20 protein-coding genes are annotated in these 26,323 nt (G+C 64.0%); 8 read left to right on the forward strand and 12 right to left on the reverse strand.

Features of this window, described 5'->3' with window-relative positions:
- Nucleotides 1-8 precede the first annotated feature (8 nt).
- From GY769_09130 to GY769_09140, 3 genes are all read left to right on the forward strand, one after another.
- The gene (locus tag GY769_09130; GenBank protein ID MCP4202084.1) at nt 9-2,828 is read left to right on the forward strand and encodes a protein kinase; all 2,820 of its coding nucleotides are present in this window, start codon (nt 9-11) and stop codon (nt 2,826-2,828) included.
- Between the two features lie 79 nt (nt 2,829-2,907).
- On the forward strand, nt 2,908-3,762 hold the full coding sequence (locus tag GY769_09135) for an acetyl-CoA carboxylase carboxyltransferase subunit beta (GenBank protein ID MCP4202085.1): 855 nt from the start codon (nt 2,908-2,910) through the stop codon (nt 3,760-3,762).
- Nucleotides 3,759-5,105, forward strand: a complete 1,347-nt coding sequence (locus GY769_09140) for a bifunctional folylpolyglutamate synthase/dihydrofolate synthase (protein ID MCP4202086.1) — start codon at nt 3,759-3,761, stop codon at nt 5,103-5,105. The genes GY769_09135 and GY769_09140 overlap by 4 nt, the downstream gene beginning before the upstream one ends.
- Here the strand turns inward: GY769_09140 and GY769_09145 are convergent.
- The 3 genes from GY769_09145 to GY769_09155 form a co-directional block, all read right to left on the reverse strand.
- Nucleotides 5,102-6,346: a serine hydroxymethyltransferase gene (locus GY769_09145; protein ID MCP4202087.1), complete on the reverse strand. Its 1,245-nt coding sequence runs from the start codon at nt 6,344-6,346 to the stop codon at nt 5,102-5,104. The genes GY769_09140 and GY769_09145 overlap by 4 nt on opposite strands.
- 11 nt (nt 6,347-6,357) lie before the next feature.
- On the reverse strand, nt 6,358-6,753 hold the full coding sequence (locus tag GY769_09150) for a histone (GenBank protein MCP4202088.1): 396 nt from the start codon (nt 6,751-6,753) through the stop codon (nt 6,358-6,360).
- 142 nt (nt 6,754-6,895) lie between these two features.
- Complete coding sequence (locus GY769_09155) at nt 6,896-8,467, reverse strand: acyl-CoA carboxylase subunit beta (GenBank protein ID MCP4202089.1); 1,572 nt, start codon at nt 8,465-8,467, stop codon at nt 6,896-6,898.
- A gap of 59 nt (nt 8,468-8,526) precedes the next feature.
- Here GY769_09155 and GY769_09160 point away from each other — a divergent pair, with 59 nt between their 5' ends.
- A complete protein-coding gene (locus GY769_09160; protein ID MCP4202090.1) occupies nt 8,527-9,837 on the forward strand; it encodes a hypothetical protein in 1,311 nt (436 codons plus the stop codon).
- Complete coding sequence (locus GY769_09165; GenBank protein MCP4202091.1) at nt 9,834-11,138, forward strand: hypothetical protein; 1,305 nt, start codon at nt 9,834-9,836, stop codon at nt 11,136-11,138. The genes GY769_09160 and GY769_09165 overlap by 4 nt, the downstream gene beginning before the upstream one ends.
- Nucleotides 11,139-11,150: 12 nt before the next feature.
- Here GY769_09165 and GY769_09170 read toward each other — a convergent pair whose 3' ends face one another.
- Both GY769_09170 and GY769_09175 read right to left on the reverse strand, forming a co-directional pair.
- On the reverse strand, nt 11,151-11,834 hold the full coding sequence (locus tag GY769_09170) for a tetratricopeptide repeat protein (GenBank protein ID MCP4202092.1): 684 nt from the start codon (nt 11,832-11,834) through the stop codon (nt 11,151-11,153).
- Nucleotides 11,831-12,385 (reverse strand): hypothetical protein, encoded by a 555-nt coding sequence (locus tag GY769_09175; protein MCP4202093.1) that lies wholly within the window; start codon nt 12,383-12,385, stop codon nt 11,831-11,833. The genes GY769_09170 and GY769_09175 overlap by 4 nt, the downstream gene beginning before the upstream one ends.
- A gap of 21 nt (nt 12,386-12,406) precedes the next feature.
- Here GY769_09175 and selA point away from each other — a divergent pair, with 21 nt between their 5' ends.
- Together selA and GY769_09185 are read left to right on the forward strand one after the other, a co-directional pair.
- Nucleotides 12,407-13,789 carry an L-seryl-tRNA(Sec) selenium transferase gene (gene selA, locus GY769_09180; GenBank protein MCP4202094.1) on the forward strand — a complete coding sequence of 461 codons (1,383 nt, stop codon included), beginning with the start codon at nt 12,407-12,409 and terminating at the stop codon, nt 13,787-13,789.
- Complete coding sequence (locus tag GY769_09185) at nt 13,773-15,086, forward strand: sigma-54-dependent Fis family transcriptional regulator (GenBank protein MCP4202095.1); 1,314 nt, start codon at nt 13,773-13,775, stop codon at nt 15,084-15,086. Before selA ends, GY769_09185 begins: the two co-directional genes overlap by 17 nt.
- A gap of 30 nt (nt 15,087-15,116) precedes the next feature.
- On the opposite strand, the gene GY769_09190 is transcribed toward GY769_09185, so the two are convergent.
- From GY769_09190 to GY769_09215, 6 genes are all read right to left on the reverse strand, one after another.
- A complete protein-coding gene (locus GY769_09190; GenBank protein ID MCP4202096.1) occupies nt 15,117-16,844 on the reverse strand; it encodes a PAS domain-containing protein in 1,728 nt (575 codons plus the stop codon).
- Nucleotides 16,841-17,611, reverse strand: a complete 771-nt coding sequence (locus tag GY769_09195) for a prepilin peptidase (protein MCP4202097.1) — start codon at nt 17,609-17,611, stop codon at nt 16,841-16,843. Before GY769_09195 ends, GY769_09190 begins: the two co-directional genes overlap by 4 nt.
- Nucleotides 17,593-19,983, reverse strand: coding sequence for a YfhO family protein (locus tag GY769_09200; protein ID MCP4202098.1), 2,391 nt, complete (start codon nt 19,981-19,983; stop codon nt 17,593-17,595). The genes GY769_09195 and GY769_09200 overlap by 19 nt, the downstream gene beginning before the upstream one ends.
- Complete coding sequence (locus tag GY769_09205) at nt 19,968-21,386, reverse strand: M20/M25/M40 family metallo-hydrolase (GenBank protein MCP4202099.1); 1,419 nt, start codon at nt 21,384-21,386, stop codon at nt 19,968-19,970. The genes GY769_09200 and GY769_09205 overlap by 16 nt, the downstream gene beginning before the upstream one ends.
- 140 nt (nt 21,387-21,526) lie before the next feature.
- Entirely contained in the window at nt 21,527-22,084 is a 558-nt protein-coding gene (locus GY769_09210) for a prepilin-type N-terminal cleavage/methylation domain-containing protein (GenBank protein ID MCP4202100.1), read from the reverse strand.
- A gap of 174 nt (nt 22,085-22,258) precedes the next feature.
- Nucleotides 22,259-23,683, reverse strand: coding sequence for a M20/M25/M40 family metallo-hydrolase (locus GY769_09215; protein MCP4202101.1), 1,425 nt, complete (start codon nt 23,681-23,683; stop codon nt 22,259-22,261).
- 97 nt (nt 23,684-23,780) lie between these two features.
- Here GY769_09215 and GY769_09220 point away from each other — a divergent pair, with 97 nt between their 5' ends.
- Nucleotides 23,781-25,367 (forward strand): hypothetical protein, encoded by a 1,587-nt coding sequence (locus tag GY769_09220; GenBank protein ID MCP4202102.1) that lies wholly within the window; start codon nt 23,781-23,783, stop codon nt 25,365-25,367.
- A 29-nt stretch (nt 25,368-25,396) separates the two neighbouring features.
- On the opposite strand, the gene GY769_09225 is transcribed toward GY769_09220, so the two are convergent.
- Complete coding sequence (locus GY769_09225) at nt 25,397-26,269, reverse strand: decaprenyl-phosphate phosphoribosyltransferase (GenBank protein ID MCP4202103.1); 873 nt, start codon at nt 26,267-26,269, stop codon at nt 25,397-25,399.
- Nucleotides 26,270-26,323 lie beyond the last annotated feature (54 nt).

Genomic DNA, 26,323 nt, shown 5'->3' on the forward strand with positions numbered 1-26,323 from the left:
CGGTGGTTATGATTGTGGTTCTGGTAGTTTCCAGTGAAGGGCGGATCAGCCGCCATGTTCGCAGCGTGCTCGGCTCCCAGGGCTGGTGGGTAACTTCGGCCTCAGATCGAGAAGAGGCGCTGCGGGCGTCCGCGGATCATGAGCCGGCTCTAGTGATCGTGGACTGCGAGGTCGATGGTGCTACCGAGTTGGTTCGCACCTTCGGTGCAAGGAACGGCGGCCCGGGTGTGCTGCTCCTGGAACCGCAGGGCGACACCGACGGTGCGTTTCATGCCTTCGAAGCGGGGGCCGATCAGATTCTGAGCAAACCCCCGCGCGCGCGGCAATTGCTCGAGGCCGCCGAGCGGGTCATGTCGCTGCCTCACCAGTCGGCCGGAGCGCTCGCCGCCGATATGGGCGAGAAGCTCAGCGCCGCCGAGATCTTTGGCGAGGTGCTGATGGAACTCGACGCGACCGAATCCGGAACGGCGCCGGTTCGCGAGGCCGCCCTCGCCGAGCCCGCGTCCGGGCCCGAGCCCGAGCAGGAGATTCCGGCGCAATCTGAGGAGTCCGTCGAGGCCGAGTTGCCTCGAGATGAGGACGTGGTCGAGTTCTTCCGCGATCCGGGAAACGAGCCGGAAGAGCCGGCTGTCTTCGAGGAGCACGCCCCGAGGCTCGAAGGACCGGACCTTGCGGAAGTCGCTGAGGTCGCCGAGATGCCAGAGGCCGCCGAGGCCGATGTAGTGGAGGCACACGCAGAACCGGAGGCCCCAGAGCTCGCCGAGGCCGCCGAGGCCGATGAAGTGGAGGTACAGGCAGAACCGGAGGCGCCACAGGTCGCCGAGGCCGACGAGGCGGTAGGCCTCGAAGGACCGGACCTGGCAGAGGTCGCTGAGGTCGCCGAGATGGCAGAGGCCGCAGAGGTTGCCGAGGCCGATGAAGTGGAGGCACACGCGGGAACGGAGGCGCCAGAGCTCGCCGAGGCCGCCGAGGTGGAGGTGGAGGTGGAGGCGGAGGGAGAAGAAGACACCCGTACCGAGAGTGCTGAGCCTGAGGGTATCGAAGAAGAGATGCCGGCGACCGAGTCGTGGAAAGACATTGAATTGCCGGGCCCAGCCGAAGAAACCGGTGCCGACGAGGCTGTCGCGGCGTTTGCCTCACTGCCGGATCCCGAGGTCGTGCCGGAAGCGGCCGTCGAAGCTCTGGCCGTAGCCGGGACCGAACCGGAACCCGAAGTCGCTCACGTCCTCGGCGGCGCCGCCGCCAAGGTGGTCGAGTCGGAGGTCGGGGAGATCCGAGAGATTTCCTCGGCCACATTCGACCCCACCGTTCTGGGCGCTGAAATCGACCGGATCGAGATGGAGTCAGAGTCAGGGGCAGCCGAGGAACCGGCTTCCGTCGACGAGGAGCCGGTCGCTCTGGCCGAGGCTCGGTTCTTTGAGGAGGTGAGCCCGGCCGAGGCAGAGGGAGAAGCTCTGGAAGAGGCCGGCGTGCATTCTCGGGCTGGCCTGGAGGAAGCCACGGGCACCGGCTCCGATTCGGAAGGGCCGCCAACGGTTTCGGAGGAGGAAGAGTTCTCGAAAGCGCCGGAGATCGCCCAGTTCGCGGATTTGGGTGAGCCGCTAGAGTCAGTGGAGCCACCCGAGGAAATCGAGCTGGCAGAGGTCGTCGAGCCAGCGCCATCCGAGGCGCAGCCGCCTGAACGTCATACCCCGGTCGAGGGAGACGAAGGCCGATTCGGCCAGTATCGGCTCGATGAGCGCATCGCGGTCGGCGGGATGGCCGAAGTCTGGCGAGCCAGCATGCTCGGAATGGAGGGATTCCGCAAGACCGTCGCGATCAAGAAGATCCTGCCTCACTTGGCGGAGAACAGCGACTTCGTCGCGATGTTCATCGAGGAGGCCAAGCTGGCGGCTCAGCTCAGTCACGAGAATCTGGTCGAAATCTACGATCTCGGCAAGATCGGCGAGAGCTTCTTCATCGCCATGGAATATGTCGACGGCAAGGACTTGCGGGCACTCATGAACCGACTGCAACGGAGCTCGGACCAGATGCCGATCGGCCTGGCATTGCTGATCGGGGCTGAGGTAGCCCGAGGCCTCGAGTACGCCCATACGCGTGAGGACAGCGAGGGCAGAGCTCTGGGGCTGGTCCACCGGGACGTCTCGCCGCGCAACGTGCTCATCGGGCTCGATGGTCGCGTGCGACTGTGCGACTTCGGCGTCGCGAAGGCCGTGTCCTCGGTGATTCAGACCCAGATCGGCGCGCTCAAGGGCAAGCTGCAGTACATGTCTCCAGAGCAGGCCTCCGGCCGGTCCGTCGACAATCGCAGCGACATCTACTCGCTCGGTAGCGTCATGTACGAAATGATCACGGCCCGCCGTCTGTACGAGGCGGACAATGAGATATCGCTCCTCGACGCTGTCCGGGCCGGCAATTTCGACGACCCGCGCAAGCATTGTCCCGGGCTGCCGCAGGAGGTGAGGCGGATTCTGATCAAGGCACTCGCCAAGAAGCCGTCCGCCCGCTACCAGCACGCGGGGGTCCTCGAGCAGGACTTGCGAGATCTTCTGCGGACTCTCGAGCCCGCCCCGGGCGAGCAGACCCTGAGCGCCTTTGTCAGAGAGCTGCTGGCGGAGCCTGTGGCGGCTCAGGCGCCCGCCGACGATGGTGGAACTGTTGCCTCGGCGATTTCATCGGCGCTCGAAGAACCGGACGCCGCGACCCGCAGCTTTCAGACGCATGGGCCCTTGACCGGCAGCAAGGTGGCTCGCTTTTGGTGGGGAGTGGCCGCCGGTCTGCTCGCAGCGGGAGTGGTGGCGACTCTGCTCAAGCTCCTCCTGAGCTAGCGGCGCGGACCTCTGCTTCCCGGCCCTGGTGAAGCGCGAAGACCGTTTGCCGTTTGCTAGAGTGCGATCGTCTTTCGCCATGGCCTGGTTCCGAAAATCTAAGAAGCCCCGCAGCGCGACCTCGGAGCGACCGCGTAGCTCGGTGCCCGAAGGGCTCTGGGTAAGGTGTTCCGGCTGCCGGGAGATCATCTACTCGAAAGAACTGGATCGCAACCAGCAGATCTGCCCGAAGTGCGGTTATCACTTCCGCATCGGCAGCCGAGCCAGGATCCGCCTGCTGCTCGACGAGGACGATCCTCGCGAGTTGTTTCATGGCCTGCTACCGGCCGATCCGCTCAAGTTCAAAGATCGTAAGAGCTATCGAGATCGGGTCAGGGACTACACCAAGACGAGCGGTGAGGAAGAGGCGGTGATCGTGGTCGAAGGGCATCTCGACGGTGTTCCGGCGATCGTCGCTGTAATGGAGTACTCATTCATGGGCGGCTCGATGGGATCGGTGGTGGGCGAGAAGATTACCCGCGCGGCCGAAGAAGCGGCGCGCAAGAAGTGCGGGCTGATCGTGGTCTCCGCTTCAGGTGGTGCTCGAATGCAGGAGGGCGTCGTGTCTCTCATGCAAATGGCCAAGATCTCGGCGTCGCTTGCCCGGCTGCGCGAGAGCAGCTTGCCGTTTCTGTCGGTCTTGACCGATCCCACGACCGGAGGGGTCACGGCTTCCTTCGGGATGTTGGGAGATCTGAATATCGCCGAACCGGGGGCTCTGATCGGCTTCGCCGGGCCGCGCGTGATCGAGCAGACAATCCGAGAGAATCTGCCCGAGGACTTTCAAACCAGCGAGTTTCTCCTCGAGCACGGATTCCTTGACATGGTCGTAAAGCGTCCCGAGCTCAAGCAGACTCTGGCTACCTGTTTGCGCCATCTGGGCCAAAGGGCGTGAGCGCGTCCAGCGACGCCGAACCGCTGCCGGTGCTCGACCCGGACCGGATTCTCGAGACGCTCGAAAGCTGGGGGGCCCGTCTCGAGCTCGACCGGGTGAAGCGGTTGCTCGAGCATTTCGATTCCCCTCAGGAATCGTACGCCACGGTTCTCATAGCCGGGACCAACGGCAAGGGCTCGACCGCCGCGTTGCTGTCTTCGATGGTGGCGGCAGCGGGCTATCGGACCGGCCTTTTCACATCACCTCATCTCGAAGGAGTAGAGGAGCGTCTTCGAATCGATGGATCCGCGGTGGGCCGAGTCGAGTTGGGCGGACTACTTCAAAGGTTCCTTGATCGGGCCAAAGCCGCCGGTCTGGAGCCGCCGACGTACTTCGAGGCTCTCACCGTAGCCGCCTGCTTGTGGTTCGCGCGCTCAGACGCCGAGCTTGCGGTTTTCGAGGTCGGTATGGGAGGGCGTCTGGATGCGACCAATACCTGCTCGCCGGTACTCTCGTTGGTGTCCGAGATCGGTCTCGATCACGTCAAACCGCTGGGTGACTCTCTCGGAGAGATCGCCAGAGAAAAGGCGGGGATCTTCCGCCCGGGCGGGGTCGCGATCAGCGCCGCCAGCGAGCCCGAGGCCCGGCGCGCGCTTCGAGCTCACGCGACCGAAATCGGGGCGAACCTGTGCGAGCTCTCGGAATGGGTACAGCGAACCACGGTCGAAGAGGGGCCGACCTCACAGCGAGTGCGAGTCCAAACCGCGATCCGTGACTACGAGCTCGAGCTCCGGCTGCCCGGGGCACACCAGATTCGAAACCTGTTGCTGGCACTGGCCGCGGCCGAACGCCTGGCCGGGATGGGCTGGCACGATCTCGACCGCCGCGCAATCGAGCTCGGAGTCCGTAACTGCCTCTGGCCCGGGCGTCTCGAACGAGTCGAGCTGCCCGATGGAAAGAACGTCTGGCTGGACGTAGCCCACAATCCTCAGGGCGCCGAATCGCTGGCGCGCTTTCTGAGCGCTCATCTGGCGGATTACGACTTGCTCTTCGGAATCCTGGAGGACAAGGACGCTCGGCAAGTGCTCGCTGCGGTCGCGCCCGGGGCCGCGCGAATCACCCTCACGCGCCCACCCAGTGACCGGGCATTGAATCCGAACGACTTGGCTGCGTGGCTTTCCGGCCCGCGGATCGAAGTCGAGCCCGAACTGGAGTCGGCTCTGGACACGGCTCTCGAAGGAGAGCGACCCCTCTTGGTCTGTGGCTCCCTCTATCTGGTGGGTTGGGTCCGAGCGGCGCTTCGCAAAAGGTTCGGGGTACCGGCGCCTGCCGCGGATTTGGTTGCCGGACCCGGCGCGGCCTAGGTGTAGAGCGGAAACCGCTCGCAGAGGTCGTGCACCTCGGACCGGAGCTCGGCCGCGAGCGCTTCATCTTCCGGGGCCGCAAGCACGCGGCCGATCCACTTGGCCACGGTCTTCATCTCCGGCTCGCCCATTCCCCGGGTGGTCAAGGCCGGTGTGCCGATCCGGATTCCGGAGGCGACCAGGGGCGGATTCTCGTCGTAGGGGATGGTGTTCTTGTTGACGGTGATGTCGGCGCGCTCGAGGGCCTCCTCGGCGATCTTCCCGGTGATACCGACCGACGTCACGTCGACCAGAAACACGTGATTATCGGTGCCGCCGGAAACGATGCGCAGTCCTTCGCTGCTCAGAGCCGTGGAAAGGGTCTTCGCGTTGCGAATGATCTGTTCCTGATACTGGCGAAACCCGGGGCGCAGCGCTTCGCCGAGGGCGACCGCCTTCGCCGCGATCACGTGCATCAGCGGTCCTCCCTGCATGCCCGGAAAGACGGCTCGGTTGATTGCCTTGACGTGTTCCTTGGTGCTCATGATCATGCCGCCACGAGGTCCGCGCAGGGTCTTGTGGGTGGTCGTGGTCACGAAGTGACAGTGGGGCACTGGTGATGGGTGCAGACCGACGGCGACCAAGCCCGCGATGTGTGCGATATCCGCCATCAGGAGCGCGTCGACCTCATCCGCGATCTCGCGGAACTTCTCGAAGTCGATGACGCGGCTGTAGGCACTGGCGCCGCAGATGATCAGTTTGGGCTTGTGCTCGCGCGCCACGCGAGCGACGTTCTCGTAGTCGAGGATCTCGGTTTCTGGATCGACGCCGTAGGCGACAACCCGGAAATCGCGTCCAGAATAGGAGAGTCGGTGACCGTGTGTGAGATGTCCGCCGCTGGAAAGGTCCATGCCCATCAGCGTGTCGCCCGGCTCGAGCATCGCGAAGTAGACCGCGGCGTTCGCCTGCGTGCCGCTGTGCGGCTGGACGTTGACGCGTTCGGCCCCGAAGAGCTCCTTGGCGCGGGCGATTGCCAGGCGCTCGGCCTCATCGACCCACTCGCAGCCGCCATAGTAGCGGCGTCCCGGGTAGCCCTCGGCGTACTTGTTGGTGAGGACCGAGCCGGCCGCTTCGAGAACCGCCGCACTGGCGAAATTCTCGGAAGCGATGAGCTCGAGGCTCTGGCCCTGTCGTTCGAGTTCCCCGGAAATTGCTCGCTGGACCTCGGGGTCGGCCTCGGCGATAGCGCGCTTGTCGAGCATCTGAGCTCCGGTCAGTCGGTTTTGGTTGCCTTGGTGGTCTTCTTTGCGGTCTTCTTCTTGGTGGTTTTCTTCGCTGTTTTCTTAGCCGTCTTCTTGGCAGGTGCCTTGGTGGTCTTCTTGGTGGTCTTCTTTGCGGTCTTCTTGGTCGCGACTTTCTTTGCCGTGGTCTTTTTCTTGGTGGCGGTCTTCTTGGTCGCGGCTTTCTTTGCCGGCTTTTCGGCTGCGTCTTTCGGAGGCTCGGCGGTGTCTTGGCTCTCCGCGGTCGGCTCGGGAGCCTCGACCTTGGCCCGCTTGGACGCCTGTCTTCGGGTCGTCTTGACCGTAGCCATGATTTCGGCGCGGCGCTTCTTGAGTCGCTTCAGACGCCGCTGACGCCGCCGTCTGAGCGATCTGTCTTTCTCTCGCATGTCTCTCCTTCAGGGTCTTCGGCGCGAACGTGCCGGGAAACCCGCTAAATTCAGGCACTGGAGCTTGTCCCAGTAGCCTTTGGGTGTCAAGCGAATGCCGGTGTCTCGGCCTCTCGCGGGATCTGTGAGCTGCGCGATCCGGCTAGAGCGGTATGTTGCCGTGCTTCTTGTTGGGGACCCCTTGCCGCTTGCCCCGCAACTGCCGCAGTGCGCGGATGACGTAGGTCCGGGTCAGCCTGGGCTCGATGACGGCGTCGATGAAGCCGCGCTCGGCCGCAACAAAGGGGTTGGAGAACTTACTTCTATACTCGCTCACCTTCTCGGTGCGCAGCTTCCCGGCGTCATCGGCAGCCTGCAGCTCGCGACGGTAGAGAATGTTGACCGCGCCTTCGGGTCCCATAACGGCGATCTCGGCACCCGGGTAGGCGAGATTCACGTCGGTTCTCAGATGCTTGCTGGCCATGACGCAGTAGGCGCCGCCGTAGGCCTTACGAGTGATCACCGTGATCTTGGGCACGGTGGCCTCGGCGAAGGCGTACAAGAGCTTGGCGCCGTGTTTGATGATACCGCCGAACTCCTGTTGCGTGCCGGGTAGGAAACCGGGTACATCCTCGAATGTGACCAAGGGCAGGTTGAAGGCGTCGCAGAAGCGCACGAATCGAGCCCCCTTGAGCGAAGCGTCGATGTCGAGCACGCCGGCCAGGTATCCGGGCTGGTTGGCCACAACCCCCACGCTCTGGTTGCCGAACCGGGCAAAGCCGACGACGATGTTCCTGGCGTAGTCGGCATGGACCTCGAAGAACCGGCCGTCATCGACGACGACGGCAATCAGGTCCTTGATGTCGTAGGGCTTGTTCGGATCCTCAGGAATCAGGGAATCGAGGCTCTCGTCTTCCCGATCGGTGGGGTCGTCGCTGCTCCCCGGCGGTGGATCCTCCAGGTTGTTGCTTGGCAGATAAGACAGCAGGTCTCTGATGGCCAAGAGACAAGCCGCGTCATTGGCCACGGTGAAATGGCTGACTCCGCTCTTCGAGCTGTGAGTTCTGGCCCCGCCGAGCTCTTCCTTGCTCACCTCTTCGTGGGTGACGGTCTTGATCACATCGGGGCCGGTTACGAACATGTAGCTGGTGCGATCCACCATGAGCGTGAAGTCGGTGATCGCGGGTGAGTAAACAGCACCACCCGCGCACGGTCCCATGATGGCGCTGATCTGTGGGATCACGCCGGAAGCCAGCGTGTTGCGTAGAAAGATGTCGGCGTAACCCCCCAGGGAGGCGACGCCCTCTTGGATTCGCGCACCGCCCGAATCGTTGAGGCCGATGACGGGAGCCCCGTTTTCCAGGGCGAGATCCATGATCTTGCAGATCTTGAGCGCGTTGGTCTCAGAGAGCGAGCCGCCGAATACGGTGAAATCCTGGGCAAAAACATAGACGGTACGATCTCCGACCGTGCCGAAACCAGAGACGACGCCGTCGCCCGGAACGGTCTTCTCCGCCATGCCGAAGTCCTGGCAGCGATGGCTGACGAGCTCATCGAGCTCGACGAAGGAGCCTGGATCCAGAAGCAGCTCGACGCGCTCGCGCGCGGTGAGCTTGCCCGACCCGTGCTGTCGCTCGATGCGCTCCGGCCCTCCACCCAGCTGGGCGAGCTCGAGTCTGCGTTGGAGCTCCTCGCGCGGAGTGGTGTTCGATTCGGTATTGCTCGTCTTGTCCATCCCGACGGCGTTTATCTTACCTTCGATGCCGGCTCGGCCGGCTGTGAAAGAATTTTTTTATGTGGTTCTCGGAGGCCGATGCGAGTGCTGTCGGTCGATGCCTTGCGCAGGTCGCGGGTGAAACGACGGAAATCGCCGATCTCTTTCTCGAACGGCGGCGCGATCTCGAGCTGCGCTCGGAAGAAGCGGGTCCGGGAGTCGTCGAACGCCGTGGCGAAGGCCTCGCGATTCGACTGGTTCGGCGCGGACACACGTACCTGGCAGCCCGCGACGGCTTCGAGGCGAGCTCTCTCAAGTCGGCGCTACGCGAGGTCGCTCGTGTAGTTCCGGCGAGCTCCTACCTGGTTCCCGAGCTGGTTCCAGGCAGAGCGCCGGAGGAGCCGAACCGGACCGGGCTGCGGGACTTCCCAACCGAGGTCCGACGGGCGGTGCGCAAACGGCACGCGGCCTTTGCGTTCCAGTTGCGAGTCGCCCGTCACAGCCGTCAGGTGCAGCTGGTTGGGCGACGCTTGGTGCCCGAGGCTCAAACCGAGGCGTTCTTCAGCCTTGCCGGCACGACTCCCTGGGGGAGGTTCGGAACGCTGGTTCCGGAGTTGGATGATCGATGCGTTGAGGCCGTGGCGGGGAGTCTCGTCGATCGCTTTCAAGCGCGAGCAGCCGCGCCGGCGGACAGGTTCTCGGGTCCGATCGTGCTCGCACCGGCGGCTGCCGCGGTTCTATTGCACGAAGCGGTGGCTCACGCCCTCGAGACCGACACTCTCGTCCTGAGCGGCAGGCCCGAGGCTGCGCTCGGAGTGTCTCTGGGCAGTGATCTTCTCGACGTCCTGGACAGCCCTGCCGATATGCCGTCGGTTCTCAGGCGAGAAACGGATGACGAGGGATTGCCTGTGCTCCGGCGGTGGCTGCTCCAGAAAGGGCGCGTCAGCCAGCCTCTCGCTGACCGCTTCCATGCGGATCGCTCGCCTCACCTTTTGCCGGGGGCGGCGCGCCGGGCGAGCCGGCACCTGCCACCGGTGCCGAGGTCCACTCATCTCGAGCTCGTGCCGGGAGAGCATGACGCAGGGCAGCTTCTGGCGGGTGCTCGAGGCATCTATTTCTCCGAGATCTCGCGCGGGAATCTCGACCCTCTTTCGGGCGATCTGCTCGTGGAGTTTCCCTACGGCCGGCGATTTCGGTCGGGGCAGCTGGGAGACTGGGTGGGGAAATGCACCCTGCGAGGGAAAGTCTCGGCGGTTCTGAGTGCGGTCGAAGCGGTTGGAGACGAGACCGAGTTTGCCGGAGCGGGCTGGTGCGCCAAGGCCGGGCACCGGCTGCCGGTGTGGGCGACCTGCCCTCACATCCGACTGGCGGGCATGGAGATCGGCGCATGACCGATATCCTGAGGTTGCTGGACCAGGTCGCCCGGTCCGTGCTCCCGGCAGGGCTGGAGGCCGTCGAGGTCTATCTCAAGGAAGGACGCAGCCGCAGAGCCGCTCTGGGATCTCAGGGCCGGCTGGCGTCACTGCACCAAGAGCGCGGTTGGGCGGTGCGCGCCAGCGCCAAGAAATCGTCGTTTTTTTCTTGCGGCAGCGGCGAGTTGCCGGTGGCCGGGCCGTGGCCGAGCCCGGACGGCTACCCGATCAGGCTTCCGAGCTCGCGTCCGGTGACCGAGTGGAGCGAGCCGGCGCAGCTGCGATCCCCTCTGTGTGTGGAGCACGAGGCTCTCGAGATACTGGAAGCCTGCGGCCGCGAGCTCGAACGCGAGCTGCCCGACGCACGTCTTCTGCAGGCGACCCTCGAAGACGGCGAGAGCAGCTCGGAGATCGCCAATAGCAGGGGCGTCGAGGCGAGCTGGCGCCAGCGCACCGCGACTCTCTTTCTCGAAGCCGCACTGGGCAACGAGAAGGTCATCGAGTTCGTCGGTGGGCGAAACGCGCGAGCGTTCAGTCCACGGGCCCTGGCACGGCGTATCGCGGACCGCCTCCTGATTCGCCGAGACGGCACGCGGGGAGAGCGCGATCGGGGTGTGGTGCTATTGGCCCCACCGGTCGCGGTTCGGATTCTGGGAGCGCTGCTGCCGCTCTTGATGGATGTGGAGACGGGACGCAAATCCGGCAGAAAGAAGGGTCACGTTCTCGGTTCGGAGCGTTTGAGTATCACCGATGACGGCCGGCTCGCGGACGGTCTGTTTGCCGCACCCGTCGATGGCGAGGGTGTTCCGACCGGCCGAACGGTTCTCGTCGAGAAAGGTATTCTGTGCGCGACACTGAGTTCGGAGTCGGTAAGAAAGGCTTTGGTGGACCGCAGCGCCGGTTGTGTCCGCCGCGCCAGTTATCGAGACGTCCCGCAAGTCGGTCCGTCTCATCTCTTTGTCGAGGCCGATCGGAAGCAGTCGGCAGGAGCGCTGCTCGCCGAGATCTCGCGCGGACACTATTTCCTGGATGTGCTCGACGCCGGCCGGTTCGACCTGGAGGGCGACCGCTTCGAGATGACGCTTGGTGGATTTGCGGTGCGCTCCGGCGCCCCCACGGCCGCAATTGCGGGCGCCAGGCTGTCGGGCAGATTGAGTCAGCTGCTCGGCGGACTCCAGGCCGCGGCTCGGGACCTGACCTTCTTTCCGTTGGGAGGACTCCTCGGATCGCCCAGCCTTTTGGTTGTCGGGCTCGACACCAACGGCAAGTCCCCTTTCTGAGCGACCGGTCGGCTATCCCTCAGATTCCGCTTTCTTTGCGCGCCGCCGTTGCTTCCTCTGGAGCTTGCGCTCTAGCTTGCGCTCGGGTCTGGGCATGCCTTCCTGAGCAGCGAGGAGAATGCTCGTGACGTTGCCCGGGTTCTCGTAGACGCGCGGTGCCAGGGCCGCGGAGGACAGGTCGGAGTAGGCCCAAAGAACCGCGCTCGAAGCGAGGGTGTTCTCGAGGATATGAGGATTGAAGGCCGGGTCGGTGAGCCTGGCATCGAGACGCATGGCGCGGGCGCAGCTCTGGATGGCTGCCGATCGCCGGCCTCTTTGAGCGAGAAGGACTCCCATCTGGTAATGCGCCCAGGCATGCCTCGGATCGATCTTCAAAACCTCCCGATACTCCTTTTCGGCCCGGCGCGGCCGCTCCGTCTGGTGAAGGAGGAGCGCGAAGTTGTATCTGAGCGATACCAATGCCGGGTCCACCAAGATACCTGCTTCGTAGGCCTCTGCCGCTTCCTTGTTCCGGCTGTCCAGATACAAGAGGTTGCCGAGATCGTTGTAGAGAGTCGCGTCGCCCGGGTTGGCGTCGATCACCCTTTGCTGCGCGGCAATTGCCTGGGGGAGATTGAGCGGCACCGTTTCGGCCTGGAGCGCCGAGGTGGCGATCAGAATCGGCAGGGCTGCGCACAGGGCTCTGAGGGACTTCATACGGCGTTCTCCTTGTTCTTGCGAACGGGCTTGGCCTTGAGCTTCAGGGTCTCACCCTCTCGCGCCACCCTGAGATGGACTTTGGCACAGCCGGTCTTCTCCCGGAGCTTGGATACCTGGCTTGCGAGGTGCTTTTCGAAGCTGCCGAAGTCGGCCTTGTTACTTCGACCGTGGCGACCATAGAGCTTTTCATAGAGGGCCTCGATGGCGGCGCGCTCGGGTCTCTCCCCGATCTCGAAGCCCCTGGAAGCATCGAGCCGAGGGCCGTGGGTGACGGACTTCGGGCGCACGATCTTGCCAGTCTCGATCTCTCGCAAGCGGCGGCCGTGCAGCTCGCCCAAGGTGTTGAAGCTCGCTTCGAGAGTGCTGAGCCTGAAACGTTGGGCGAACGAGCGCAGGCGACCCCGTCGCATGCTCCGAATCTGCTTCTCGATACGAAAGCGGAGCTCCTCCGGCGGCAAGCGGACGGCTCCGGCCATGAAGCGGTCGAACTCGATCCTGAGCAGACGCATATCCTGCTCGATTGAAGCGATCTGGCTGTCGAAGCTCAAGTTTCTCTAGAATGGTTCTCGATGACGGTTGAAGCTCGAGCCGACCTGCTTCGGCAGCTACCCGCGGTGGATATTCTGCTTGGCGATGCCGAATTAGCGGGCGCACATCAATTATACGGAAGGCGCCTGGTGCGCGTCCAAGCGGGGGTCGAGTTGGAGCGGCTTCGCGAGCGAGTCCTGGCCGGTGAGGACATCGTTATGGATCGAGAAGTGGCCGAGCTTCCGAGCACTATTCGGATTGCGCTCGAGAGCCGCTACGGAAAGCCCTTGGAGCGAGTTCTCAACGCCACCGGCATCTTGCTCCACACCAATCTGGGACGCGCGCCCTTGCCGCGAGCGATCGCTGGGCGACTTCCGGATCTGCTGAACGCGTATTGTGACCTGGAGTTCGATCTCGGCGCCGGCAGGCGGGTGGACCGCAATCATCGCGCCGCTCGTCTGCTCGAGGCCGCGACCGGCGCGCCGGCGGCCGTGGTGGTCAACAACAACGCCGCGGCGATGGTCCTGGTTCTAGCCGTGCTCGCAGTCGACCGAGAGGTCATAGTCTCCCGTGGAGAGCTTGTCGAGATCGGCGGGTCGTTCAGGATTCCCGAGCTACTGGAGGCCACGGGCTGCCGGTTGGTCGAAGTGGGTACGACCAATCGGACCCGCCTGGCCGACTACGAGCGAGCCATCGGGCCGCAGACGGCGATGTTGCTCAAGGTCTTCCCGAGCAACTACCGGCAGGCGGGCTACGTCGCGAGTGTTTCGCCGGGCGACCTCGTCGCTCTCGGTCGAAGCCGGGCGATTCCGCTTCTGGTCGACGAGGGCAGCGGGCTTTTGCAGGCGCGAGAACACCCACAACTCAGAGATCACCCGAGCTTGGAGGCGTTGCTTCGACAAGGCTGCGACCTGGTATGTGGCAGCGGAGACAAGCTCCTGGGCGGGCCCCAGGCCGGACTTCTTCTCGGGAGCTCGGAGCTCGTGGAGAGATGCCGGCATCACCCCTTGTATCGAGCGCTGCGACCCGACAGAACGACCCTTGCCGCTCTCGAGGGCGTCTTGCGGCGGCACCTTGCCGGAAACCCCATGCCGCTCGACCGCCTCTGGCCCGACGAAACCGAGCACCGCGGACGCCTCGAGGCGTTGGCGCCCAGGCTGGGCGCCGAGATCGTACCGGCCGACGCGTTTCTCGGCGGGGGGTCGGCTCCCGACCAGCCGGTTCCGGGCCTGGCCTTGGCGCTCCCGGATACCCCCGAACTGGCCTCCGCTTTGAGACTCGGCAGTCCGCCCGTTGTGGGCTACTCACGAAGGGGTCGGTTCGTCCTGGATCTGCGCACGGTCGAGGCGGAGGATGACGAGGTCCTGGCGACCGCCGTCTTGGCAGGGCTCCGAAAAATGGGAATCGATGCAGCAAGCCCCTAGAATCTTGATTGTCGAGGATCGCGACGCGCTCCGGCGCCTGCTCGAAACGGCGTTGGCCCAGCACGGTTACGACATAACGAGCGCGGCGGATGGCGCCGAGGGTGTCGCGCTTGCCAAGACCGGAGACTTCGATCTTGTCGTCACGGATTTGAAGCTGCCCTCGGCGTCGGGACTCGAGGTCCTCGAGGCCAGCCGAGAGCGCCGACCGGAAGCGCCGGTGTTGGTGCTCACCGCTCACGGCACCGTTCAGACCGCGGTCGACGCGATGAAAATGGGCGCCAGTGATTACCTCGAGAAGCCCGTTGAGATAGACGATCTGACGGCGCTCGTGGGCAGCCACCTCGGTGGTGAATCCGGGCCGACGCTGCTCGAAGCTCCGGGAGTCCCTCCAATCGTGGGGCGCCATCCCTTGATGCGCGCGGCCGCGAAACTCACGCTGCGAGTAGCCCCGACCGAGAGTACGGTCCTGCTGACCGGCGAGAGCGGTACTGGCAAGGAACTGTTCGCGCGGGCGATTCATGCCCACTCGCCCCGCAAGTCGAGCCCCTTTGTAGCGGTCAACTGCGCCGCCTTGCCGGCCCAGTTGCTCGAGAACGAGCTCTTTGGTCACGAGAAGGGCGCCTTCACGGGAGCGCACAGGCGCCAGAAGGGCCGATTCGAGGCCGCCCAGGGTGGAACTCTGCTGCTGGACGAGATCGGCGAGCTGGAAACGGGGATCCAGGGCAAGGTACTGCGGGTACTCGAAGAGCGCGCCTTCGAGCGGGTCGGAGGTACGCGGACGGTTCGGGCGGATGTTCGGTTGGTTGCGGCCACCAATCGCGACCTGCGCGCCATGGTGAAACATGGCGAGTTCCGGTCGGATCTCTTTTTTCGGTTGGAAGTCTTCCCGATCGAGTTACCGGCTCTGAGAGAGCGATCCTCGGACATTCCGGCTCTGGCAGGCCACATCCTCGAACAAGTCTGTACTCGTTTGGGGAGAACCCGTCTGATACCGACTTCGAGGGCGGAGGACCTGCTCCAGCAACAGCCTTGGCCGGGCAATGTCCGCCAACTGGCGAATCTGCTCGAACGAGCGGCGATTTTGTGCGAAGGCAACACTCTGAGCGTAGCCGATCTGAAGGGGCTGCTGTCGCCCGGTGACGCCGAGGCACGGCAAGAGGTCGAAGACGCCTTGCTGGCCTCGGGTGGCGACAAGAAGCGCGCGGCCGAGCTTCTGGGGATCAGCTACCGCAGCTTGCAGCGCAAGGTCCAGCAGTACGACCTCGAGGGCTTTCCACGGTATCGCGGACAGTCGTAGCCGTCCGCCCACTCGGGGCTTCGGCTGCCGCTATTCGTCGACAAGAGCGATTGAGAGTCGCGCCATCGAACCGCCACCGGGCCGGTCACCAAGTCGAAGCCGGCCGCCGTGAAGATCCACGATTCGGCGGGCGAGCGAGAGCCCCAAGCCGACTCCTCCCGCGCGCCCGGTGACGAACGGCTCGAAGAGCCGCTTGCGCACGGCTTCGGGAAGCCCGGGGCCGCGGTCGAGGATCTCGATGATCGCCAACCCGTCCTGGCGCGATGTCCGGACCGTCACGGACTCCTCGATCCCGGCGGCTTGCTGGGCCTGACAGGCATTGTGGAGGAGATTGCGGATCGCCCGTTCAAGCAGCTGAGCGTCGCCCATGACCGGTAGTGGCTCGCGACCCTGAATCTCGACGCTGCTCCCTTCAAGCGCAGGATCGGCCGCCGCCCGGCGCACGACGGTTTCCAGGTTCAAGAGCTCGGGGCGGCTGCTTTCGGGACGCGCAAAGGACAGGAAATCTTCCAGGACTCTCTGCAGATGATCGGTCTCCCGGCGTAGCTCGGAGAGGTAGTCGGTGATCGCTTCCTCCTCGGGTGCTCGTTCCACCAAGGTCAGGTATCCGCGAAATGTGGAAAGGCTGTTGCGCATCTCGTGAGCGACACCCGCGGCGAGCTCGCCGACCTGGGCAAGGCTGAACGAGATCTTCTCCTCTTCGGCTTGGCGACGGGTCTCGGTGAGATCCGCGAACAGCGCCAGGAAACCCCGCACTTCGCCGTCATTGCGCCGAAGAGGGTGGACGCTCACGCCCAGCGGTACCGATTCACCGTCGCGCTCGATGTCGATTTCCCGGCGTTGGATGGGTTCGTTGCTTTCGATGGCGCTGGCGACCAGCTCGCTCAGCTTAGTATGGCCGGCGAGAAGCTCCGCCATGGGCGCCCCCGATTCGGGAGACGGCGAACCCAGCAGTCGAGCGCCTACGGGATTGAGGGCAAGGACCTCACCACCGCGGCCCAAGAGCAGGAATCCGCTCTCGAGTGAGGGCCCCAGAGCCAGTTCCAGTGTCGCCAGCTCCTCTTCTGGAGAACGTTCCGCTTCGAGCGCGCGGACCGCCTTCTCGAACGAGGAAATCAGGAAGGCGACTTCGTCCTCTGTTGTGTCCCCGGGGTCCTGGAGCCGGCGGGCTGTGGCCAGTAGCTGGTCGTAGGGTGCCAGCAGGTGCCTGAGAAAGAGGAGCACCAGGATCGACAGCGCCGCGTTGATGGGCAGGACCACCCAGGCCAGGGTGCGCACGTTTCTCAGCTGCCGGCTGAGCTCGTGGGCTCGCAGGTCGATACGAAGATAGTGAGGCTCTCCGCTCCAGACAGTGGGTGCGATTGCGGCGATGTAGTCTCTGTTCTTATCGGGTCCGACAGCGAGTGGCCGCTCGATTTCGAGGGCGTCGAAGTCGCCGAATGGCATTCCCGTCGAGATCGAGCCGCCTTCAACGATCGCATGGCCGGCGCTCGATACCAGGACGAAGGATTCTACGTGCGACAGCTGCTCGCGAAGCTCACTGGCCGTGGTGATGCGGCGGGCGGCGATGGACTCCGCGAGTCGGTCCACCAGGTGAGCGGCTTCGAGTCTGCGCGCCTCGACGGTGAGCGTAATCCCGGTCCGATAGCTGAGGAGGGTGTAGGTCGACAGCACGACCAGCAGCAGGAACACGACCGGCAGAACGATCAAGACCTCGCGCCGCAGGCCGATTCCGGGACCGCGTAGGGCTCGTTTCATAGCAGGCCGAGATAGAAGTCGACGATTTGGTCGCCGAAGAAGAGTGCGACCACGGCGCCGACGGACAGGAAGACACCGAAGGGCAATCGGGAGCTCGCGCCCAGCCGTCGCAAGGCGATCAACAAGAGCCCGGTCATGGCCCCGGCTACCGTCGCCACCAACAGAGTGACCGCAGCGCCCTGCCAGCCCAGAAAAGCTCCGACCATGGCCAGCATGTTGACATCGCCGAGGCCCATGCCTTCTTCGTTGCGCAGCCAGTACCAGAAATTCACGATCAGGATCAGGGCCCCGGCGCCGAAGAGGATACCGAGAGCGGCATCGGCGAAGCTGGTTCGGGGCAGCCAGGGCTGAAGCATCAGACCGGCGAGGATTCCCGGCAGCGTGAGCTTGTCGGGCAGTAGAAAATGATCGTAGTCGATCAACGCCAGGCACAGCAGCAGTGAGCAAAAAAGGACCGCGGCGAGAGTTTCGAGGCTGAATCCAAAGCGCCATGCGCACAGAGCGAAGAAAGTGCTAGCCGCGAGCTCGATCAGGGGATAGCGAATCGAGATCGGAGCCGAGCATCTGCGGCACTTACCCCGAAGCAAAAGGTAGCTCAGAACCGGAATGTTGTCGCGCGCGGCTACCGGTCCGCCGCAGAATGTGCACGCGGAGCGTGGGAAGACGATGGACGTGCCGCGTGGCAGCCGGTGGACCACGACGTTGAGGAAACTGCCGACAACGAGGCCGAACAGGGCCGAATAGATGATCAGGAGCGGGGTTGCCACGCTGGCCGTGATTCTATCCCCCGGCTTCGCCGTCGAACCAGTTCCGCTCCAAGCACGGCCAGCGCCGTGAGCAAGCTCAACGCCAGGCCCAGGCGAAGATAGGGAGTTCGGAATCTGAGGGCCAGCACGTGCTGCCCGGGCGGTAGCTCCAGTCCGATCTGGCCCAGAACGGTTCGATGTACAGGGATCGTCTGCCCGTCCAGTTGCGCTTGCCAGCCCCTGTCGAAGGTTGTGTTGACGACCGCCAGCAGAACCGACGACGAGGTGTACTCGAGCACGGTCGATGAGCTCTTGGCCGCCAGGCGCTGAATGCTCTCGGGAGCGCCGCCCGTCGAGGCGCCCAACTGGGGAGAGCCCACCCAATGGGCGGTGCGAAACCTGGCCGCGGCGGCCTGCGTTTCCGCCTCTTGCGCGGAGTCATGCCATTGAACACTGCGCTCCCAGCTGAGTATGGGGTTTCGCCATGGCAGCGTTTCCACTTCGACGGCGGGTAGACCCTCGCCCGCCAGCCGAGCCTGAGTCAGTTGGCTCACCGATCGATTGCGGAGCACGTAGCCGATACCCCATGCGGCCAGGATGCGGCGCGTGGCCTCTGCGTCGGACCAGTGTTTGTTTACCAAAGCCAGCGCACGATTGGCGGGTTCGGTGAGCATTCGGTCGAAATCGAGGTGCAGTGCATACGAATAGCCCCAGAGATTCCCCAGGTAGGGTTCAGCGCGGTCGACTTTGGACCACAGGGCGTCGGGCCCGGGTCGGGTCGAGCGCGGCTGGAAGCCGTCCCGGCCGACGAAGGGCTCGTCGGTGAAAACCCGTCCGCCTGCGGGGTCGACCCCGGATAGATGGCCGGGAGGCAACGTCAGCTCGGAATAGTCGATCGCGGGAGTCAGGCCGCCGTTGTAGTACGCGAGGTCCGCACCGAGCGTGACCAGGGTGAGCGGCACGAGCAGTGCCGCGGGAGTTCGCCTGAGCCGGTGGAGAAGAAGGACTCCGAGCGAGGCGAAACAGGCCAGCAAGCCCACCCAGGTCTGCCCTTTGAGAAACTCGACCGCGGTATCGAGCCGATCACCGACAGGTGGATGAATCGTGTTTTCTCGAACGAACCAGGCTCCGACTTCGGGTTTGAAGCTCAGGGTCAAGCAGAAGACCAGGACCACCAAGGTGACCACGGACGCCAGCGCGATCGCGAAGTCTTCGCGAGCAGGTTCGTCGTCTTCGCGCCGATCGAGCAGGTGCTGCCAGCCCAGTCCCGCTCCGAAGGCCAGTGCTGTGGTGGTCAGGAGCATGAACTTCTCTGGATACCGGATCAGGTTGATCAACGGTAGTGAAGGAGCCAGCTGCGCATAGAGCGGGTTGTGGCGACCGAAGGCGAGCGCCAGCCCCACGAGCGCCAGTGTTACCCAAAACATTCGACCGGCAATCGGCCAGCGCACGAACGCCGCTAGCGCCAGGATCAGGGTCAGCTGACCGGCGTAGATGGAGATGAGATACGGGAAGTCCTGGTCATGGAGCTTCCAGCCGAAGTACAGGTCTTCGTCGAGGCCCATCGGGTCGCCGTAGAGGCGGGGAAGGGCAAACTCGAGCAGGCGCAACGGCGGCGTCGACCACACGGCCGACTCGGCTTCAGATGGGCCGCTACGACTCGAGCTCTGAACATGAGCCAGGGTCGGCACCAGTTGGACCGCCGAGAGCAGCACGGCGAAGACCGCTACGAGAGTGAGGGAGCGGACGCGCCGCAGGGGATTGCCCTTGGACGTGAGGGCCATGCAGGCGACTGCGATGCTCGATACGAGCGCGATGGCGGGCTCTCCGGCGAGCACCTGTATCGCCAGGCCGAAGCCGGGGAGCGCGCTCCTCAAGCTGATAGCGGGTCGATCCGGCGCCTCAAAGTAGCGGCGAGCCCAGAAGAGAGTCCAGGGCAGCCAGCTGGCGGAACAGTAGGTAGTTACGCCATTGACCGCCGAGAGCATCCCGCCGCCGGCGAAGAACGCGACCGCGGTCAAGGTCGCCGCGGCTCGCCCGCAGCCAAAGCTGCGTGCCGCGATCCAGGCTCCGGCGAAGGCGAACATTCCGTGCAGGACCAGGATCCAGGAGACGGCAGTGTGGGCGGGCAAGACTAGGGCGAGCCAGGTGGGCGGATAGAAAGCCGCATAGTTCGGATTCGAGAGAACCGGCTGGCCGGCGTGGATAGTCGGGTTCCAGACCGGGAGTCCGTCCGTCACCAGGCTTGCAAAGGCCGCACGCAGCGGCACGTGGAAAATGGGTACGTCGCGAACGACCAGGATTGCGCCACTCGCCAGGAGGTGGCCCAGGAAGACCGCGACGACGAGGATGCCGATGATCGCTACGCCGCCGCGGCTTACGAGTCGGTGCACGCCGTGACCACGTCTGAGTAGACCGCGAGGCCTTTGAGAAAGGCCCCGCGCGTGATGCGCTCGTCAACCGAGTGGATGCCGCCGGTTTCTTCGGCCGCCAGGGCAAAGGGTGAAAAGCCGTATGCGGGGATCCCGCGCTCTCTGAAGTATCGAGCATCGGTCACGCCGGGGATGAAAGCCGGTACCACCGGCGCGCTCTGGCCCAGGAGAAGCTCGAGACAGCGGTAGATCTCGTTGTCGAGTGGCGAGGCTTCCGCTCTGGAGGAGCTCAGAAGTACTTCGACTTCCACATAGTCGCCGAGCAGCTCGCGAATCTCTTCCAGCATCGCCTTCTCGTCGGCATCGGGAAGCAGGCGGATGTCTATCCTCGCCTCGGCCTTCTTCGGGACGACGTTGATCCGCTCCCCGGTTTCGATCACGTTGACTTGAATCGTATCCAGAAGGTAGTTGGCGACGCCTGGGAACAGCCGTTCGTTGGGCTTTTCGTCCTTGACGATATCGTCGAGCTCGGCGACCATCCTTCCGAAAAAATCACTCTGGTACGGTTTGACGGCTTCCAGATAACGGCGAGCCTCCGGCGTGACCCGGAAGTCCCTTGGCCGCTGGAGTAGCCGAGCGAGGCCGAGCGTCAGCTGGTGGGGTGCGCTGCCCGGATTGAGCATCGAGCCATGGCCTCCGCGGCCATACGAGGTCGCTTTTAGCCAGAGCGGGCGTTTCTGCGCCGTTTCGATGCCCCACCAAAAATGCCGGCCGGCGATCACGCGGTTGGCTCCACCTTCGCCGAGCACGGCAGCGGTGTCCGCGAACATCTCGGGGTGATGACGGATGAGCCAGCCGGTTCCCTGCGAACCTCCGCGCTCTTCGTCGGCGACCGCCAGGTAGACGACCGGACGTGTCTGGGGACCTCCTCGCCGGTGCAAATCGATGAAGGCCGCCAGCTGAGCTATGCCGAGGCTCTTGGCGTCTACGGCGCCGCGACCCCAGATCCAGCCGTTCTCCTCGAGTCCCGAGAAGGGCTCTTGGCTCCATCCCGGCCCCGGGGGGACGACGTCCATGTGGTGGGTCAGGACGAGGGCGCCGGCGCCCGGGGTCGGGGTCGCGGCCTCCAGTCGTGCGTAGAGGCTGGTGCGGCCCGAAGGCGTGACCAGCAGACGCGTCGGGATGCCCTCGCGGTGCAGGATCTCGCGCAGGTACTGGGCAGCTGCTTCCTCGCGGCCCGGAGGGTTTGTCGTGTCGAGCTTGAGGTAGCCGACGAACCATGCCAGAGCTTCGGGTGGGGCGGCGTGGCTCTTCTGGGCGCAGCTCGGAAAGAGTAGCAGCCCCGCGAGGGCGAGCGCGGACGGTAAGCCGAGGCTACCGCTCGGGGTCGTGCGTCGGCCGCCCGTCGGAGGAGCTCGTCTCACGACCTTTCTGACGTTCACCATGGGCAGCCGGGTCTGGAACTCAATTGTAACAAGGAAAGGGCCCATTGGCCGGAGGCAAAAAAAGAGGCGCCGCTCTCGCGAGAGCGGCGCCTCCGGGTAGGTCGAGTTTAGGCGCTGGCTTAGCTGCCGGCGGCCTTGACCGTCTCGACACCGGCGGGGTACTGGACGAAGAAGCCGTCGGCCCAGACGATGTCCTGGTTGTAGTCGGTCGCGATGAACGGACCCATGGTGTAGGAAGCGCTCGTAAAGGCATCGCCGCGGCCTGCGCTGCGAATACCCATGTAGGTCGGGTCGTCGAGCGCGGTGCCATGCTGGTAATCGTAGTCGTTACCCCAAGCGTCCTTGCCGGGCACCTGCTGGATATAGAACATGGTGTTGCTGACGAAGAGCGTGCTGAGCAATCCGTCGGCGGAGATGTCCGAGCTGAGGAGGGCCCAGTTGTAGGTGCTGCCCGAGCCCGCTGCGGCTGCGGAGTTCTGGTCCTGGTACCACGAGAACCACGCCGAGCCCACGTTGCGGATGTCGCCGACCGTGCGCTTCTGCTTGGCCTTCTGGAGAGCGTCCAGGAGGTTGGGAATGAGAATTGCCGCGATGATACCGATGATCGCGACGACGATAAGGAGCTCGATCAGGGTGAAACCCTTTTGGCCCCGGCGTCTGTTGAGTCTTGAAATCATGTTCTGGCTCCTTTTGCCTTCGGTTATGAAACTAAGCGATTTCAACGCTTTTCTGTCTGGACGGCTGAAGGAGCAGTATCCGTGCCAGACTCAAAAGACACCTGAATCAAAGGGTTTCCTGGGAAGAAATCGGACCCGGCCGACAATAATTGACGGCCGGCCTGTCGGTCTCTGTCAGCCCGCGATTCCCTCGACCGCGCGCCTGTAAATCTCGAGCCCGGACACGTAGCCCGGCAGCGACATCCGCTCGTTGGGACCGTCGACGCGAAAGGTGTCGGTCGAAAAGACGACGAAAGGAGAGAAGCCATACGATGGAATACCCAGCTGGCGAAAAAAGCGCGAATCGGTAGCGCTCCAGGGCAGGAAATACGGTCCAACCGCGGTGTCCGGGTAGACACTCTCGACCGCTTCGGCAAGGGCGGCGAGGGCTGGATGATCGGGAGGACTTCCGTGTCGCGCTCCCAAGGGTTCGGCGATCTGGAAGGTGAGGCCGTGCGACAACCACTCGGGCAGCAGCTCTTTGCGCGCATCGTCGAGGTCTTGACCGGGAAGGAGATGCAGCATGACTTTCATTCGGAAGCCCCCACCGGGATCGGGCTCAGGGGCGAAGGCGGCGATTTCGTTGCGGAACATCGCGCGTAGGAAGGGCGGAAGCTGCTGGAAGCTGCCGGGCTGAGCGAGCAGGTTGTCGGGCGTCAGCAGCGTTTCGCGATAGAGATCTCGATCCCGCGACCCGCCATAGTCCTTGAAGAAGCGACTCGTCTCGGGGGTCATCAGCGGCGCTCGAAAGTGCTCGTTGTGTTCGATCAGCTGCAGTCGGAGATCCTGGAGCTGCCTCTCTGAGCTCGAGCAGAAGTGGCCTGTGGCGAAGCGCTTCTGAGCGAACTCGATGCCCCAGTATTTGATTTCTTGCCGGTTGATCGGCTCCACGATGCCGCCCTCGGTGAGGACCATCCAGAACCTCTCGGTCAGTTCGGGATGCCGCTCCAGGATCCAGCGAGTGCCAAGCTCGCTGCCGACCTCCTCGCTGCCAGTCGCCAGGAAGATCACTGATTTCTCCGGCTTTTTCTGACGCTCGATCAGATTCTTGAGGGCAAGAAGTTGAACGATCGCCACGCTCTTCATGTCGAAAACGCCGCGACCGTACAACCAGGCCTGGCTGATCTCGGCTGCGAACGGATCGAAGTCCCAGCTCTCGGGCTCCACGATCGGGAAGACATCGATGTGGTTGTGGAGGACCAGAGCTTCCGGACTCGCGCCCTCGAGAATCGCCCAGACGTTGGCTTCCTTCTCTCCGAGCCGCTCCACGGTCGGCACGAGTCCCATTCCTGCCAGCTCGTCGGCCAAGAACTCGGCACCCGCCAGCTCGCTGCCGGTAACCGAACTGGTGTCGATTCGCATGTAGCGTCGCAGCAAGTCGACCTCGGGCATCGCGGCGTAGTCGATCTGAGTCCAGTCTTGATCTTGGTCCAGCTCCGACGGGCGCTCGAAGAACCAGGTCAGGAAGAGAACGATGCCGACCGCCAGGGTGGCCGTGCCGTAGAGCAGCAGTCTTTTGCGCGTGTCCGAGAGCGGTCTGCGGCGGGCGGGTTCGCTCATGGAGCGCCAAAGTCTAGCAGCCGACTTCGCGCCTCGAAGCGGCATCGAGTCGTGCTGCCCACGCCGAGGTTAGAATCTCTCGGAAGGTCTCTCTCCGATGGCACAGAACCAACGCGAGCGCCGCTATCTTGTCGGGGTCCTGATCCTCGGGTTGACAGCATGCCTGGGCTATCTCGGGGTCGAGCTCTTCTTTCTCGACGGCGGCCTGGGGTTTCCCCTGGACGACTCCTGGATTCACCTCCAGTTCGCTCGCAATCTCTCGCTGGGCGACGGCTTGACGTACAACCCCGGCGAGCCGGTTGCCGGATCAACGGCACCTCTGTGGACCGCCGTGCTGTCGATCCTGTTTCTTCTGCCCGGCCCGGTGACGATCTGGGTCAAGCTCGTCGGGATCGCGATCACGATCGCCGCCTTGCATGCAGTTTTCGTCCTTGGCCGGGAGCTCGGATTGGGGACGGGATTGGCGGCCTTCGCCACGGCGATGACTGCCTTCACGAGTTGGATCCTGTGGGCGGCCCTCTCGGGGATGGAGATTCCGCTGTTCGTGCTGCTGTCCCTGTGGGGAATCATCCTGCATCTGCGCGAGAAACAGCGGAACGCGGGCAGCCTGTGGGCATTTGCGGCTCTGGCGCTGTCGGCGCTGGCGCGCCCGGAGGGATTCTTGCTCGTCCTGCTTGCCGGCGTCGATCGCATGTTGCAGTGGGACCGTTCGGATACCGGGGAGTTGAAGCTGGGGATCGGAGGATGGCGCGCCGTTATCAAAGGGGTCGTGGCCGGATTGATTCTGATTACCCCGATTGTCGTGCTCAACTGGAGCTTCAGCTCCTCGTTGCTGCCGACCACGTTCGGCGCCAAGTCCAGCGGCACGATCCGACTGCTGCCGGACCTTCGCTATCTCTACGAGGTGGTAAGCGTATTCATCCGGGCACAGCCCTACATGCTCTTCTTGAGTCTGGGCGGCGTCGTGGTTCTGGTCGAGCGGCTCGGGACGAAAAGGGATCGGGGCTTGCTGCCCGGTCTCTGGCTGGTGGGACTGCCGCTGGCGTATTCGCTGATCAGCCCGCCGGGTAAGTACTTGTTAGGCAACTTCGGACGCTATTTCTATCCGCTGTTCCCGATCCTGATCCTGCTCGGTACGCTGGCGATCGCTCGGGCGGCCCGGGCGATAGGTCCCAAGATCACGGTCGGCGGGCTTGCACTCCCCTTGCGGGCGGCGGTCATGCTGCTTCTGTTCTGGCCCACGGTCTCGACTTCGGCCTTGGGCGCGGGCCGCTACATCCAGGCGGTCGCGAATATCGAAGACGGAGACGTGCAGATGGCGAAGTGGCTCGCCGAGAGAGTCGATCCCAGAGCGCTCCTGGCGGTCAACGACGTCGGTGCCCTCAAGTACTTTCTGCCAAACCGCGTCGTCGACCTCGCCGGGATCATCCATCCGCGCGTGTCAGGCTACATTCGAGATGCCAAGGCCTCGGGCGGTGATTGGCGAAATGGAGTTCTGCGCATCCTGGAAGAGACCCGCCCTGATTTTCTGGTGATCTTCCCCGGCTGGTACCCGGGCCTCGGAAGCCTGAATTCGGGCTTTGTGCCGCTGTACGAGCTCGAGATTCCGGACAACATCGCTATGGGCGGGGATCGAATCGTGGTCTACAGCACACCCTGGACGCGCTATCCGCTGGCCCCGTAGGCGAGCTTGTTCGCCGATCTTCGGCCGGTCTAGAAGAAGTAGACGATGCCGAGAACCGCGCAGCCCCAAAGCAGGATATTCAGAATCGAGGGCAAGTCTCGAACGACAGCCTCCGTCGGGTTGACCTGCTCGGGGACCTGATACATCAAATACAGGTAGCGGAAGATTCCGAATAGAACGAACGGCATCGTATAGACCAGAAAGTCGGTATTGAATCGCTCCACGGTTTCCGGTGCCACCGAATAGAGTGCATAGGAGACAACCGAGGAGGCGGTCACGACGTTGATCATCTGATCAAGAAAGCCGGCGCTGTAGTGCGACAGCACGAGTCGCTGAGCGGTCGCCTCGTCGGCCAGCAGCATCAACTCATGCCGTCGCTTCGAGAAGGCGAGAAACAGGGCCAGGAAGATCGTGCACAGCAGCAGCCAGGCGGAGATGTCGACGGAGATCGCCGCACCGCCACCGAGAACGCGAAGCACGAAGCCCAGACTGACGATCATCACGTCTAGAATGACCACTCTCTTGAGTCCCAAGCTGTAGAGTGCGTTGAGAGCGAGGTAACTGAGAACCACGACCATGAAACCGGTACCGAGCCAGGTGCCCCCGATGACGACCCCGACAACGAGCAAGGCGGCGAAGCCCAGGGCCAGGGCCGGGGATATGGTCCCAGCCGCCAGCGGTCGGAGCTTCTTGAGCGGGTGCTTGCGGTCCAGATGACGGTCGCGATAGTCGTTGAATATGTAGACGACGCTCGAGGCGGCGCAAAAACACGTGAACGCAACCAGAGTGCGTGCCACGGCAGAGGGGACATGCAGCAGCTGAGCGAACACCAGGGGCGCCAGCACGAAGACGTTCTTGGGCCAGTGCGCCGGTCGCGAGAGCTTGAGCAGGGCGGCGAGCATCCGCCGTATCTTATGGGACCGGAGGGCGCCGACCGCCGGCTGCTCTTCGCCGGT

The organism is bacterium, assembly GCA_024224155.1.
GTDB lineage: Bacteria > Acidobacteriota > Thermoanaerobaculia > Multivoradales > JAHEKO01 > CALZIK01.